The sequence below is a fragment of the Acinetobacter pittii ANC 4050 genome, from assembly GCF_000399685.1.
Taxonomy (GTDB): Bacteria; Pseudomonadota; Gammaproteobacteria; order Pseudomonadales; family Moraxellaceae; genus Acinetobacter; species Acinetobacter pittii_E.
Map to the genome: position 1 here is coordinate 3,667,923 of NZ_KB976987.1, position 13,637 is coordinate 3,681,559.

Below are 13,637 nucleotides of genomic sequence, written 5' to 3' on the forward strand. Positions count from 1 at the left end.
GGTATGTAAACATGAAAACACATAAATCCTTGATGGCTTCTTGTTTATCCGTTTTATCAATTACTCTTTTTATACAGCATGCACAAGCTGCTGCTGCATTCGACCCAAATAGTCCTTGGATGTTGGGTGATTGGAACGGTCAACGCACTGCGTTACAAGCACAAGGTTATGATTTTTCTTTTGGATATACCGGCGAATATGCCGGTATTTTAGATTCAAAAAATACATCTACGCATGGTAGTGCTTATACGGGGCAACTGGCATTAGGAACTCATTTTGACCTAAATAAAATTTTAGGTTGGCAAGATACTGAAGCTCAAATCACGTTGACTTATCGTGATGGGCAGTCACTTTCTGAACATTCACCAGCTTTAGCAGGGCACTTAAGCTCGGCACAAGAAGTGTGGGGGCGTGAGCAAACTTGGCGTTTAACTGATTTGTGGATTAAGAAAAAATTCATGGATCAAAAATTAGATGTTAAAGTCGGTCGTTTTGGTGAAGGTGAAGACTTTAATAGTTTTGATTGTGATTTCCAGAACTTGGCGCTTTGTGGTTCGCAAGTCGGTAACTGGGTGGGCGATCAGTGGTATAACTGGCCGGTTAGCCAATGGGCAATGCGTGTTAAATATAACTTGCAACCTGACTTATATACCCAAGTTGGTGTATATGAATACAACCCGGAAAATCTGGAGCGAGGCAAAGGTTTTAACTTAAGTACTGATGGTTCTCACGGTGCAATTATTCCTGCCGAAGTGGTTTGGTCACCTAAATTAGGTGCTCAAAGTATGGCGGGTGAATACCGTTTAGGTTATTACTACAGCACTGCTGACGCCAAAGAAATTGCAGATGAAACCAAAAACTCTCATAAACAAGGTGTATGGGTAACTGCAAAACAAAAATTATTCCAGCCTGCTGATCAAACAGATCGCGGTTTAACAGGTTTTGTCAACCTGACTTTCCACGACTCTGACACCAACAAAATTGATAATATGCAAAATGTAGGCTTAGTCTATAAAGGTTTGCTTAATCAACGTCCTCAAGATGAGTTGGCGCTCGGTGTGGCTCGTATCCATATCAATGATGATTGGAACGATGTTCAAACTAAAGAATATGACACCGAATACAATACCGAGCTTTACTACGGTATTCATGCGACGAACTGGCTAACTATTCGTCCAAATGTGCAATATGTTCGTCATGTTGGTGCATTAAAAAATGGTGATAACACTTGGGTAGGCGGCATTAAATTCTCAACCGCATTCTAAGCGTAATTACTCCGAAAAAACGGATTGTCGAGGGCTAACTCATTGATTGAAGTATCCTGACCTTCCGTTTTTTTCTTTATGCCTGAATTTTGTTTTAGATGTATGGGTAATGTCGATTTTTAATTAGAAACTCGGCATATCTTTCCTATAAAAATGATGATTGATAAGAGGTGGTTTATGAATCAACCTACTTCAAGATCAGGTTTAACGACTTTTACCGTAATTATTATTGGGTTATTAGCGTTATTCCTGTTAATTGGAGGTATTTGGCTCGCTACATTAGGCGGTTCAATTTACTACATTATAGCTGGAGTCTTGCTCCTCATTGTTGCATGGCAACTCTACAAGCGTGCTTCTACTGCTTTGTGGGTTTATGCTGCATTAATGCTAGGAACTATTATCTGGAGTGTCTGGGAAGTTGGAACAGACTTTTGGGCGCTTGCACCACGTTTAGATATTTTAGGTATTCTTGGTTTATGGTTATTGGTTCCGGCTGTAACTCGTGGAATCAACAACCTTGGATCAAGTAAAGTTGCTTTATCTTCAACTTTAGCAATTGCAATCGTGTTGATGGTTTATTCAATCTTCAATGATCCGCAAGAAATTAATGGTGAAATTAAAACTCCTCAGCCTGAAACTGCTCAAGCCGTTCCGGGCGTTGCAGAGAGCGACTGGCCTGCTTATGGTCGTACTCAAGCTGGTGAACGTTATTCTCCATTGAAACAGATCAACGATCAAAACGTAAAAGACTTGAAAGTTGCTTGGACTTTACGTACTGGCGATCTCAAAACGGGTAATGACTCAGGCGAAACGACCAATCAGGTTACACCGATTAAAATCGGTAATAACATGTTTATCTGTACGGCTCACCAGCAATTAATTGCGATTGATCCTGCGACAGGTAAAGAAAAATGGCGCTTTGATCCGAAGCTTAAAACGGATAAATCGTTCCAGCATTTAACTTGTCGTGGTGTGATGTACTACGATGCAAACAATACAACTGAGTTTGCAAAGAGTCTCCAAAGCAAGAAATCTAGCTCTACACAATGTCCGCGTAAGGTATTTGTACCAGTGAATGATGGCCGTCTAGTGGCTGTGAATGCTGACACTGGTAAAGCATGTACTGACTTTGGTCAAAATGGTGAAGTGAACTTGCAAGAGTTTATGCCATATGCTTATCCAGGCGGTTACAACCCGACATCTCCTGGTATCGTAACTGGTTCAACAGTTGTTATTGCTGGTTCGGTAACCGATAACTACTCAAATAAAGAACCATCTGGTGTAATTCGTGGCTACGACGTTAACACTGGTAAACTTCTTTGGGTATTTGATACTGGTGCAGCAGATCCAAATGCAATGCCGGGCGAAGGTACGAATTTTGTTCATAACTCACCAAATGCATGGGCTCCTTTAGCATACGATGCCAAACTTGATATCGTTTATGTACCAACAGGTGTAGGTACACCAGACATCTGGGGTGGTGACCGTACTGAGCTGAAAGAGCGTTATGCAAACTCAATGTTAGCGATTAATGCTTCTACTGGTAAATTAGTGTGGAACTTCCAGACAACCCATCATGATTTATGGGATATGGACGTACCATCACAACCATCTTTAGCTGATATTAAAAACAAAGCTGGCCAAACTGTTCCTGCAATCTATGTATTGACAAAAACAGGTAATGCTTTTGTTCTTGATCGTCGTAATGGTCAACCAATTGTTCCTGTGACTGAAAAACCAGTACCACAAACAGTTAAACGTGGACCACAAACTAAAGGTGAGTTCTACTCAAAAACTCAGCCATTCTCTGACTTGAACTTGGCACCACAAGACAAATTGACAGATAAAGATATGTGGGGTGCCACAATGCTTGATCAGCTCATGTGTCGTGTATCTTTCAAACGTCTAAATTACGATGGTATTTACACTCCACCATCTGAAAACGGTACTTTAGTTTTCCCTGGTAACTTAGGTGTATTTGAATGGGGTGGTATGTCAGTTAACCCTGACCGTCAAGTTGCTGTAATGAACCCGATTGGTTTGCCATTCGTAAGCCGTTTAATTCCTGCTGATCCAAACCGTGAGCAAACTGCAAAAGGTGCGGGAACTGAACAGGGCGTACAACCGATGTACGGCGTACCTTATGGTGTAGAAATTAGCGCATTCCTATCTCCGCTTGGTTTACCTTGTAAACAACCAGCTTGGGGTTATGTAGCTGGCGTTGATTTAAAAACTCATGAAGTGGTATGGAAAAAACGTATTGGTACAATCCGTGACAGCTTGCCGAACTTGTTCCAGTTACCAGCTGTGAAAATTGGTGTGCCTGGTTTAGGTGGTTCAATTTCTACTGCCGGTAATGTCATGTTTGTTGGTGCAACTCAAGATAACTACATACGTGCGTTTAACGTCACTAACGGTAAGAAACTTTGGGAAGCACGTTTACCAGCTGGTGGACAAGCAACACCAATGACTTATGAAATCAATGGTAAGCAATATGTTGTAATCATGGCTGGTGGTCATGGTTCATTTGGTACGAAAATGGGCGACTATTTAGTGGCTTATGCCTTACCAGATAACAAATAAAAAGCTTTTATAGAAAGGGCCCGGATTTATCCGGGCTTTTTTATGTCGATTTGTATTAAAGCTTATCAATAAAACCGTTATTAAATATGCAAAAAAAGCATTTTATTGATGAATAAAAGCTCGCTATGCTATCCGCCTTAATAATGAATCTACTAGCCATACGCCATGTATTTATATACCGATTTCGACCAGCAGCTGGTTAATGAACGAGTTGCTCAGTTCCGTGATCAAACAGAACGCTATTTAGCTGGCAAACTTTCTGAAGACGAATATCGTCCATTACGTTTGCAAAATGGTTTATATGTGCAACGTTATGCGCCTATGCTGCGTATTGCTGTGCCGTATGGCTTAATGAATTCTAAACAATTACGTAAAGTCGCTGAAGTTTCAACTGCTTATGACCGTGGTTACGCACACGTATCTACACGTCAAAACATTCAGTTGAACTGGCCTGCACTTGAAGATGTGCCAGATATTTTGGCGGAACTTGCAACTGTACAAATGCATGCTATTCAAACCAGTGGTAACTGTATTCGTAATACGACAACTGACCAATATGCTGGTGTGGTTGCTGGTGAAATTGCAGATCCACGTCCAACATGTGAATTGATTCGTCAGTGGAGTACATTCCACCCTGAATTTGCATTCTTACCACGTAAGTTCAAAATTGCTGTTTCTGCACTTGAAGAAAAAGATCGTGCGGCGACTGCATTCCATGATATTGGTGTTTATATCGTACGTAATGAAGCGGGCGAGATCGGCTATAAAATTATGGCTGGTGGTGGTTTAGGCCGTACTCCAATCATTGGTAGTGTCATTCGTGAGTTTTTACCACGTGAAGATTTAATTGCTTACTTAGAAGCGGTTTTACGTGTTTATAACTTGCATGGCCGTCGTGATAACAAATATAAAGCGCGTATCAAAATTCTAGTTAAAGCATTAACTCCTGAAGTGTTTGCACAGAAAGTTGAAGCTGAATTTGAACATACACGTGAAGCATTGAAAATTCAGCCAGAAATCTTGAAAAAACTGGATGAAGAATTCACTCCGTTTGATTATCAAGATTTAGAGGATGAAGACTTCACAGCATTATTTGCTGAGCATCCAAAATTCAAACAATGGTTTAACATCAACACGCATGCACATAAAGTGAAGGGGTATCGTATTGTTACGATTTCTCTAAAACGTGCAGGTATCGCACCGGGTGATATGACCACTGAAGAAATGAATTTTATTGCAGATCTTGCTGATAAATACACTTTCGGTGAACTTCGTACTACTCACGAACAAAACATTGCTTTGGCTGACGTACCTCAAAAAGATTTGTTTGATGTATGGCAAGCGCTTGAACAACAAAATATGGCGCGTGCACATATTGGTTTTATTACCGATATCATTAGTTGTCCAGGCGGTGATTTCTGTTCACTTGCAAATGCGAAATCAATTCCAATTGCTGAAGCAATTACACGCCGTTTCGATGACTTAGACAAAGTTTATGATCTTGGTCATTTAGATCTCAATATTTCTGGTTGTATGAATGCTTGTGGTCATCACCATGTAGGTAACATCGGTATTTTAGGTGTAGATAAAAAAGGTGCTGAATTCTACCAAATTACATTAGGTGGCAATTCAGACCATGATGCATCAATCGGTGACATCTTAGGGCCATCATTTGCAGCAGATGCTGTGCCTGATGTCATCGAAGAGGTATTGAATACTTACCTTGATCTACGTACTGAAGGTGAGCGTTTTGTTGATACATATCGCCGTGTAGGAATTCAACCATTTAAGGAGCGTGCATATGCTTAATACAGCTCTACCAGTGCTTTATAAAGATGGCACGATTGCAGATAATACTTATCAAATCATTGCTGAAGATGGTGTTGTTCCACAAGGTGATGTTGTTGTAACAACAGCTCAACTCGATCAATTGGCAAACATTCAAGGTAAAAAAGCTTTGTATGTAACTGTGAATGATTCACCAGAAGAACATACATTTCCATTAAATGAACTTGATGCAATCTTTATTGAGTTTGCAGGTTTTGGTGATGGGCGCGGTTATTCATTCGCTGCACTATTGCGTCGCCAAGGTTTCCAAGGTGAACTCCGTGCAACAGGTGATGTATTTAAGGATGTTTTAAACTACTTAAAACGTTCAGGTTTTGACAGTTTTGTGATTAAAGAAGGTAAAGATGTGCAAGAAGCGGCAGCTGGTTTGCAAGACTTTACTCGTCCATATCAAGCTTCAACAGCCGTACCGCAAGCAAGTTATCAAACTGGTGCTTAAATAACTTTAAAATATAAAGGCTGAACTCTGGTTCAGCTTTTTTTATGAATAATTTTTATATGACTCAACTGAAGAACAATAATGTTAGGTTTAATTTCAAAAATAAATCCCGGTGCTTGGTGGTTACTGTTTGCTATAGCAACAGATGTTCTTTCAACATTTTATTCTGCTAAGGGGAATGGCTTAGTCAATAAAACAGCTCAGGGCATTGCTCTGGTTTTATATATTATTTCTTTTGCATGTGCTGCTATTGCTTTGAAGTACATGCAAGCTGGAATCTTATATGTGCTTTGGTCTGGAATAGGTGTATTAGCGACGGCTTTTTTAGCAAAGATTTTTCTTGGTCAGAATATTGATATTGCAGGGTGGATAGGAATCGGCTTCATTACAGTTGGTTTAATGATTATTGCACAATATTCCAATATCGATGTTTAAAGCCCTTATAGAAATAATAGGCATTTCTATAAGGGCTAAATATTGAAAATATTAACTATCAAGTTGGCAGTTAACCATCCACTTTATACCGAATTGGTCGGTAAAAGCACCGTACAGTGCACCCCAGAATGTTTTTTCTAGAGGCATTTCAATTTGACCATTAACAGATAAAGCATCAAAAAGCTGTTTTGCTTTTTCTTGCTCGTCCTTTTCGAGATTAATTGCGATGTAGTGATTATTTCCTTGAGTAAAAACGCTGTTAGGCGCACAGAACTGATCATTTGTATCTGAGGCCATAAGTACAGTGTATTCATTAATCGGTAGAGAAACATGAAGAACCAGATTTTTATCGGCTTCCGATAAAGTTACTCCTTCAGGCGCGGGCATATCACCATAACGGCTTAACATACTGAATTCACCACCAAATACTGATTTATAAAAGTTAAAGGCTTGCTCTGCTTGACCTTGGAAATTGAGATAGTGATTGAGTTGCATTGTTATTGTCCATTGTTGTTTTCGTTTAAAGGAATAAGTTAAAACTTAAAAGTGATTTTGTGGGTCATTTTTTGTAGTTTTTTCATAAAAAAATCCCGCCGAAGCGGGATTCTAAAATAATGAATTTGGATTAAATGAGTTCAATTGCAACTGCTGTTGCCTCACCACCACCAATACAGAGGGCAGCAATACCTTTTTTACCACCAGTACGTTTTAGTGCATGAATAAGGGTAAGAATAATGCGAGAACCCGTAGAACCTACAGGATGACCTAGGGCACAAGCACCACCATTGATATTCACTTTCTCTGCATCAAGTTTGAAGTCATCGATTGGACACATGGTAACCATAGCAAAAGCTTCGTTAATTTCCCAAAGGTCAACGTCTTGAGCATTCCACCCCGCTTTTTTAAGCACTTTCTCGATAGCACCCACAGGAGCGATCGTAAATTCTGAAGGATGCTGAGAGTTTGAAGCTGTCGCGATAATTTTTGCAAGCGGTTGTAAACCACGTTGCGTAGCAACATCACTTGAAGTTAATACTAATGCCGACGCACCATCCGAAATAGAACTCGCATTTGCCGCGGTAATTGTACCGTCTTTTGCAAAAGCTGGTTTGAGTGACGGAATTTTGTCAATCTTTGCATTTAAAGGTTGTTCATCCTGATCAACAACGACATCACCTTTGCGACTAGGTACGGTAACTGGAACGATTTCATCTTTGAAATAGCCTTCAGTAATTGCTGTTTGCGCACGCTTCAAAGAGCGAATCGCAAAGTCATCCATTTGTTCACGTGTATAGCCACGAGTATTTGCCATATCTTGAGCAAAAGAACCCATTAAACGCCCAGTTTCAGCATCTTCAAGCCCATCAAAGAACATATGGTCTTTAATTTCACCATGGCCCATGCGGTAACCAGCTCGTGCTTTTGGTAAAACATAAGGTGCATTTGTCATAGACTCCATGCCGCCAGCAACAACAACTTCCGCACTACCTGCTTTAATCATATCAGCAGCTTGCATGACTGCCTTCATACCAGAGCCACAAAGCTTATTAATCGTTACAGCACCTGTAGAGTCAGGTAAGCCAGCTTTACGCATGGCTTGACGAGCAGGGCCTTGTTTTAAGCCCGCAGGAAGGACACAACCCATAATGACTTCTTCGACATCAGTAGGCTGTAAACCTGCTCGTGCGATTGCTTCTTTAATCGTTACAGCACCTAATTCAGGCGCTGTAAGTCCTGACAGTGATCCTTGAAAACCACCCATGGCAGTACGAGCACCATTTACAATTACGATGTCAGTCATTGTTGTAATCTCCGATTGTTCTTAATCTCGAAATAAGAAATATTTAAAACTTAGGCAGTATATTGCAAAAATTAAAGAGAGATATCTTCTGCATTAGACTGTAGAGTTCTAACAATTTTTTAGGTCTTCTAAACGAGTGTGCCCCATTTTGCTGAGAACTAATTTAAAGTTTTTAAGCTGGTTATAAGAACAATAAGTAAAAGTGCCGTTAGATTCTCGTGGAAGGCCAGTATCGCCTTGAAATACAATACTATTTAATTTTTTTCCAAACTTTTGAAATTTTAAAGAACCGTAGTGGTGAGCAAGTTCAATATTGCTCAAAATCTCTTCATTGCTTTCTCTCTGTAGGTTATGATTTGTGTCTACAAAGCTAATAAGACTTGTATCCCAATTACTATTACATATAGACAAATCAACACTTGGACAAAGTACGACGCTCTTATGTCGTAGAATTGCGTCGTATTTGGCTTTTTGTATATGAATTGTGAGTAATCGAGAAACATTTTTTAATTCTACAGAAGCCATAAATTGATGGTATAAAGGTAGAGCTATAATGACCATAATCATAAGAATTGCGAGTGTTATAGCGAGTTCAAATAGCGTAAAACCGGGAGATTTAAACATTAAAATTCCTTAATATATGTATAAATATTTTGATTTTATGCTTTCTATCAATGATTTATAATGATTTTTATAGTGAGGAAACACAAAATTAAATAAAGGTTATCAGGATGCTAGAATACTGGTAAAATCACCGTAAGCGAAAGAAAGAAGTTGTTCATATTTACTAGTTGAGTGAAAAATTACCGAATTACAACGGAAATTGTAAGTAATTTTGTCAATAATTTACTTGATTAAAATTATCAAGCACTTGGAAAGTCTATCAAGTGTTTGTATGATTCAAATGTGAATAGCTTAAAAATAATACTGGGGTAAAAATATCTCAGGGGCCAATAAATTTAGGCTGAGCTTGAACAACAATTGTTATCTCTGGAGGATATCCATGAAATTGAGTCGTATTGCACTTGCTATGCTTGTCGCTGCTCCATTAGCTGCTGCTAATGCGGGCGTAACTGTTACTCCTTTATTAGTAGGTTATACTTGGCAGGATAGTGACCACAACAACGATAAATTAACAAGTCATGCTGAATTACAAGATGATTTATTCGTTGGTGCTGCACTAGGTGTTGAATTAACTCCTTGGTTAGGTTTCGAAGCTGAATATAACCAAGTTAAAGGTGATCTTGAAGGTACTGGCGTAGCTGGTTCTGAATACAAGCAAAAAACTATTGCTGGTAACTTCTACGCAACTTCTGATTTGATTACTAAGAACTACGACAGCAAATTCAAGCCGTATGTATTATTAGGTGCAGGTCAAACTAAAACTGAGTTTGATGGTATCTATGAAGACAAGAAAGATACTATCGGTAATGCCGGTGTAGGTGCTTTCTATCGTTTGAATGATGCATTATCACTTCGTACAGAAGCTCGTGGTACTTATGATTTTGACGAAAAATACTGGCGTTACACAGCTCTTGCTGGTTTAAACGTAGTTCTTGGTGGTCACTTGAAGCCTGCTGCTCCTGTAGTAGAAGTTGCTCCAGTTGAACCAACTCCAGTTGCTCCACAACCACAAGAGTTAACTGAAGATCTTAACATGGAACTTCGTGTGTTCTTTGATACTAACAAATCAAACATCAAAGACCAATACAAGCCAGAAATCGCTAAAGTTGCTGAGAAGTTAACTGAATACCCTAACGCTACTGCACGTATCGAAGGTCACACAGATAACACTGGTCCACGTAAGTTGAACGAACGTTTATCTTTAGCTCGTGCTAACTCTGTTAAATCAGCTCTTGTAAACGAATACAACGTTGATGCATCTCGTTTGTCTACTCAAGGTTTCGCTTGGGATCAACCGATTGCTGACAACAAAACTAAAGAAGGTCGTGCTATGAACCGTCGTGTATTCGCGACAATCACTGGTAGCCGTACTGTAGTTGTTCAACCTGGTCAAGAAGCGGCAGCTCCTGCAGCAGCTCAATAATTTGAGTTCTTGAACAGTAAAAAAGCGACTCGTTAGAGTCGCTTTTTTTATTGCGATTTTTAAAATATTTAGTCATTTCTAAGTCTCCTTAATAATTACTACGATCTTGGTTTAAATTATTTACCAAATACCTTTCTTCAATTGCTGTTTAGTATCTTGTCTATCTTTACGATGTTGGGCACGAGGTTTTTCCGTTTCATGCATCCCACCTTTATGAAGTAAAGGGGATAGAACTACTTGATTACGGACTTTGATTTTTGACATTTCTTTAATTTTCATGTTTAGCCTTTAATACATAAAACTTGTTTAAGAGTGTGAATAACTTCAATGAGGTCAGCCTGATTTGCCATGACTTCATCAATATCTTTATAAGCACTTGGGATTTCATCGACAACACCACTGTCTTTACGGCATTCAATACCTTGGGTTTGTTCAATAAGATCTTGCTGGTTAAAAAGAGTTTTTGCCTTGCTTCGACTCATCTTGCGACCTGCTCCATGAGAGCAAGAACAAAATGATTCAGGATTTGCCTTGCCTTTAACGATATAAGATCGTGCTCCCATTGAGCCAGGAATAATTCCTAATTCATCTAAGCCTGCTCGAATTGCACCTTTTCGGGTAATCAATAGATTTTCACCAAAATGTGTCTCACGGCTCACATAATTGTGATGACAATTAATCGCTTCTTTTGTCATTTGAAAGGAAGGTAAAAGTGGACGAATCGCTTCTAATATTAAACGCATCATCTCTTTGCGATTTTCAAAAGCATACTCTTGCGCCCACTCTACAGCTTCTACATAATCATCAAAACTGTTTGAGCCTTCGGCAAAATAACTTAAGTCTTTATCTGGAACATGGCCAAAGCGATGTTGAGCTTCTTTTTTTGCTAGCTCAATAAAATAAATACCAATGACATTACCCAGCCCTCTGCTGCCAGAATGTAGCATCACCCAGACATCTTGATTCTCATCAATACATAACTCTATAAAGTGGTTACCACCACCTAAAGTCCCAAGTTGCTTTTGCCATGTTGCATCAAATTGTCGAAGCATACGAACAAGGCCAGGATGCTTTTTGATAATTGGCTCTAAGCGTTTTTCAAGTGGAATAATGCTGGAAGCCTTTGCCTTAACCTGTTTATGTAAAGCAAAGCCAACCGGGACTTTGCGTTCGATTGCATCGCGTAAACGACTTAAGTTATCAGGTAATTGTGAAGCCTTTAAACTCAATCGAATTGCATTCATACCACAACCAATATCTACTCCTACAGCAGCAGGGATAATGGCGTGTTTAGTTGGAATAACACTACCTACAGTTGCGCCTTTTCCTAGGTGAACATCGGGCATAACAGCAATATGTGAATATATAAATTGCAGTTGAGCCATTTTCTTGAGTTGTTCGATACTTTCACTATCTATATCTTGAGTGAAAATTTTAACAGGAACACCGTAGAGTGCCTCCTTGTTTAATATTTTTTGTATGCCCATAATTTTTTTCTCTTATTTTTGTCCGAGCAGGCATAAAAAAACCTAGCGAATGCTAGGTTTTAAATTTAAGCATTCGGACAAGTGGTATGAATTTGTACACTTGTCCGTGAGCTGACATCGTGCCAAATTATTTAATTTGTTTTACCTTGTAGTGTTGGCATGATGTCCTCCTTATTTAAAAGTGCCGTTGAAAATCTGAACGGCATTTTACGCTTTTTTAATCAAAGATCAAGCTTTTGATCTTTAATTAACTTTTAATTACCGTTTCTTAGTCTTGCTCAGGCTTCACATTCATTTGATCGTAAGAGATCAATTTGGTTTTATTTTTCCACTTATAGCCTAACCAGATGATCAAGAACAAAGGCAAGCTAATATAGGTCGAAAGTAAGCCTAACCAATCAATTTTTCCACCTAAAATGGCTTGATAGTTTTGCCCTAAAATGATGACTGAACAGAGAATAAAGGCAAACCAAGGGGCAAATGGGAAAAATTTGGCACGATATGCTAAATCTTCTAATTTATAGCCTTGAGCAATATATCCTTTACGGAAACGATAGTGTGAAATCGCAATTCCTAACCAAACAATAAAACCGCACATACCAGACATATTGAGTAGCCAGTTAAATACTTGCTTCTCTCCAATAAATGTCGTCAAGAAACAAAATGCGGCAATAAATGTGGTGGCATATAGCGCGTTCATCGGGACGCCACGACCATCAAGTTTTGCAAAACACTTTGGTGCGCGGCCTTCTTGAGCCATTTTAAATAACATACGAGTTGAAGAATACATGCCTGAATTACCTGCTGACAAAATAGCAGTAAGAATGACGGCATTCATTAAACCCGCAGCAAAAGCAAAGCCTACTCTTTCATAGAGCAATGTAAATGGAGATAGTGCGATATCTTCAGTGGCAGCTGCTTGTAATAGGTTCGGGTCATCATAGGCGATTAGAGTACCGATAATGAAAATACATAGAATGTAAAATAATAAGATTCGCCAGAAAATCTGTTTGATTGCCAGTGGAATCGTCTTCTTTGGATCTTTTGATTCGCCCGCAGCAACCCCAACCATTTCGGTTCCTTGGAAAGAGAATCCGGCAATCATTGCTACACCAATCATGGCTTGTAAACCGCCAACAAAAGGTGCTTCTTTGTAGGTCCAGTTCCCGAAAGTTGCCACACCAGGGGTTAGCATAATCTTGATGATCATGGCTAAACCAATAATAATAAAGGCAACAATCGCAATCACTTTAACCATTGAGAACCAGAATTCGCTTTCCCCGAAGCCCTTAACCGTCATCGCATTAATCATGAAGATAATGATAAGAAATAGGGCACTCCAGTAAAATCCTGGAATATCAGGGAACCAGAACTTCATAATGAACTGGACCGCAACAAGTTCGAATGCGACTGTGATGGCCCAGTTATACCAATAGTTCCAACCTAGAGCGAAACCAAAACCTTCTTCGACATAACGACTGCCGTAAGTAAAAAAGGCACCGGATGTTGGCGTATGAGTTGCAAGCTCACCTAAGCTGGTCATTAAGAAGTAAATCATAATGCCAATAAGTGAATAGGCGAGTAGCGCTCCACCTGGGCCAGCATTTGCAATGGTTGATCCAGAAGCAAGGAAGAGGCCTGTACCAATGGAACCACCAATGGCGATCATATTCAGATGACGAGCCCCAAGCTTACGCTGGAGTTTTTCAGGAGCATGTGTTTCGCTCATGGA

At 39.4% G+C, this 13,637-nt stretch carries 12 protein-coding genes; 6 read left to right on the forward strand and 6 right to left on the reverse strand.

Going from position 1 to position 13,637, the window contains the following annotated elements; all coding sequences use genetic code 11:
* Positions 1-32: 32 nt before the first annotated feature.
* The 5 genes from oprB (at position 33) to F931_RS21060 (ending at position 6,570) form a co-directional block, all read left to right on the forward strand.
* Positions 33-1,265 carry a carbohydrate porin gene (oprB, locus tag F931_RS21040; RefSeq protein ID WP_080648594.1) on the forward strand — a complete coding sequence of 411 codons (1,233 nt, stop codon included), beginning with the start codon at positions 33-35 and terminating at the stop codon, positions 1,263-1,265.
* Positions 1,266-1,442: 177 nt separating this feature from the next.
* On the forward strand, positions 1,443-3,848 hold the full coding sequence (gcd, locus tag F931_RS21045) for a glucose/quinate/shikimate family membrane-bound PQQ-dependent dehydrogenase (protein ID WP_016143100.1): 2,406 nt from the start codon (positions 1,443-1,445) through the stop codon (positions 3,846-3,848).
* A gap of 165 nt (positions 3,849-4,013) precedes the next feature.
* A complete protein-coding gene (cysI, locus tag F931_RS21050; protein WP_016143101.1) occupies positions 4,014-5,657 on the forward strand; it encodes a nitrite/sulfite reductase in 1,644 nt (547 codons plus the stop codon).
* On the forward strand, positions 5,650-6,135 hold the full coding sequence (locus F931_RS21055) for a DUF934 domain-containing protein (protein WP_016143102.1): 486 nt from the start codon (positions 5,650-5,652) through the stop codon (positions 6,133-6,135). The genes cysI and F931_RS21055 overlap by 8 nt, the downstream gene beginning before the upstream one ends.
* An 81-nt stretch (positions 6,136-6,216) precedes the next feature.
* Positions 6,217-6,570, forward strand: coding sequence for a DMT family transporter (locus tag F931_RS21060; RefSeq protein WP_016143103.1), 354 nt, complete (start codon positions 6,217-6,219; stop codon positions 6,568-6,570).
* A gap of 51 nt (positions 6,571-6,621) precedes the next feature.
* Here the strand turns inward: F931_RS21060 and F931_RS21065 are convergent, their stop codons facing one another.
* The 3 genes from F931_RS21065 to F931_RS21075 all read right to left on the reverse strand — a co-directional run bounded on the left by F931_RS21065 (position 6,622) and on the right by F931_RS21075 (position 8,995).
* Positions 6,622-7,065, reverse strand: coding sequence for a VOC family protein (locus tag F931_RS21065; RefSeq protein WP_016143104.1), 444 nt, complete (start codon positions 7,063-7,065; stop codon positions 6,622-6,624).
* A gap of 130 nt (positions 7,066-7,195) precedes the next feature.
* Positions 7,196-8,371, reverse strand: coding sequence for a thiolase family protein (locus F931_RS21070; protein ID WP_016143105.1), 1,176 nt, complete (start codon positions 8,369-8,371; stop codon positions 7,196-7,198).
* 108 nt (positions 8,372-8,479) lie between these two features.
* Positions 8,480-8,995, reverse strand: coding sequence for a GspH/FimT family pseudopilin (locus F931_RS21075; protein ID WP_016143106.1), 516 nt, complete (start codon positions 8,993-8,995; stop codon positions 8,480-8,482).
* Positions 8,996-9,374: 379 nt separating this feature from the next.
* On the opposite strand from F931_RS21075, the gene omp38 reads away from it, so the two are divergent.
* Complete coding sequence (gene omp38 / locus F931_RS21080; RefSeq protein WP_014207589.1) at positions 9,375-10,418, forward strand: outer membrane protein Omp38; 1,044 nt, start codon at positions 9,375-9,377, stop codon at positions 10,416-10,418.
* 120 nt (positions 10,419-10,538) lie between these two features.
* Here omp38 and F931_RS22485 read toward each other — a convergent pair whose 3' ends face one another.
* The 3 genes from F931_RS22485 to lysP form a co-directional block, all read right to left on the reverse strand.
* Positions 10,539-10,682, reverse strand: a complete 144-nt coding sequence (locus tag F931_RS22485) for a hypothetical protein (RefSeq protein ID WP_171067908.1) — start codon at positions 10,680-10,682, stop codon at positions 10,539-10,541.
* Between the two features lie 17 nt (positions 10,683-10,699).
* On the reverse strand, positions 10,700-11,905 hold the full coding sequence (locus F931_RS21090) for an RtcB family protein (RefSeq protein WP_016143108.1): 1,206 nt from the start codon (positions 11,903-11,905) through the stop codon (positions 10,700-10,702).
* 268 nt (positions 11,906-12,173) lie between these two features.
* On the reverse strand, positions 12,174-13,634 hold the full coding sequence (gene lysP / locus F931_RS21095; protein WP_016143109.1) for an amino acid permease: 1,461 nt from the start codon (positions 13,632-13,634) through the stop codon (positions 12,174-12,176).
* Positions 13,635-13,637: the final 3 nt, after the last annotated feature.

Bases quoted from the DNA above. Each gene is read 5' to 3' on its own strand.
- lysP (WP_016143109.1), bottom strand. From the start codon at position 13,634: ATGAGCGAAACACATGCTCCTGAAAAACTCCAGCGTAAGCTTGGGGCT.
- gcd (WP_016143100.1), top strand. From the start codon at position 1,443: ATGAATCAACCTACTTCAAGATCAGGTTTAACGACTTTTACCGTAATT.
- F931_RS21060 (WP_016143103.1), top strand. From the start codon at position 6,217: ATGTTAGGTTTAATTTCAAAAATAAATCCCGGTGCTTGGTGGTTACTG.
- oprB (WP_080648594.1), top strand. From the start codon at position 33: ATGGCTTCTTGTTTATCCGTTTTATCAATTACTCTTTTTATACAGCAT.
- F931_RS22485 (WP_171067908.1), bottom strand. From the start codon at position 10,682: ATGTCAAAAATCAAAGTCCGTAATCAAGTAGTTCTATCCCCTTTACTT.
- F931_RS21070 (WP_016143105.1), bottom strand. From the start codon at position 8,371: ATGACTGACATCGTAATTGTAAATGGTGCTCGTACTGCCATGGGTGGT.
- F931_RS21065 (WP_016143104.1), bottom strand. From the start codon at position 7,065: ATGCAACTCAATCACTATCTCAATTTCCAAGGTCAAGCAGAGCAAGCC.
- omp38 (WP_014207589.1), top strand. From the start codon at position 9,375: ATGAAATTGAGTCGTATTGCACTTGCTATGCTTGTCGCTGCTCCATTA.
- F931_RS21090 (WP_016143108.1), bottom strand. From the start codon at position 11,905: ATGGGCATACAAAAAATATTAAACAAGGAGGCACTCTACGGTGTTCCT.
- F931_RS21075 (WP_016143106.1), bottom strand. From the start codon at position 8,995: ATGTTTAAATCTCCCGGTTTTACGCTATTTGAACTCGCTATAACACTC.
- F931_RS21055 (WP_016143102.1), top strand. From the start codon at position 5,650: ATGCTTAATACAGCTCTACCAGTGCTTTATAAAGATGGCACGATTGCA.
- cysI (WP_016143101.1), top strand. From the start codon at position 4,014: ATGTATTTATATACCGATTTCGACCAGCAGCTGGTTAATGAACGAGTT.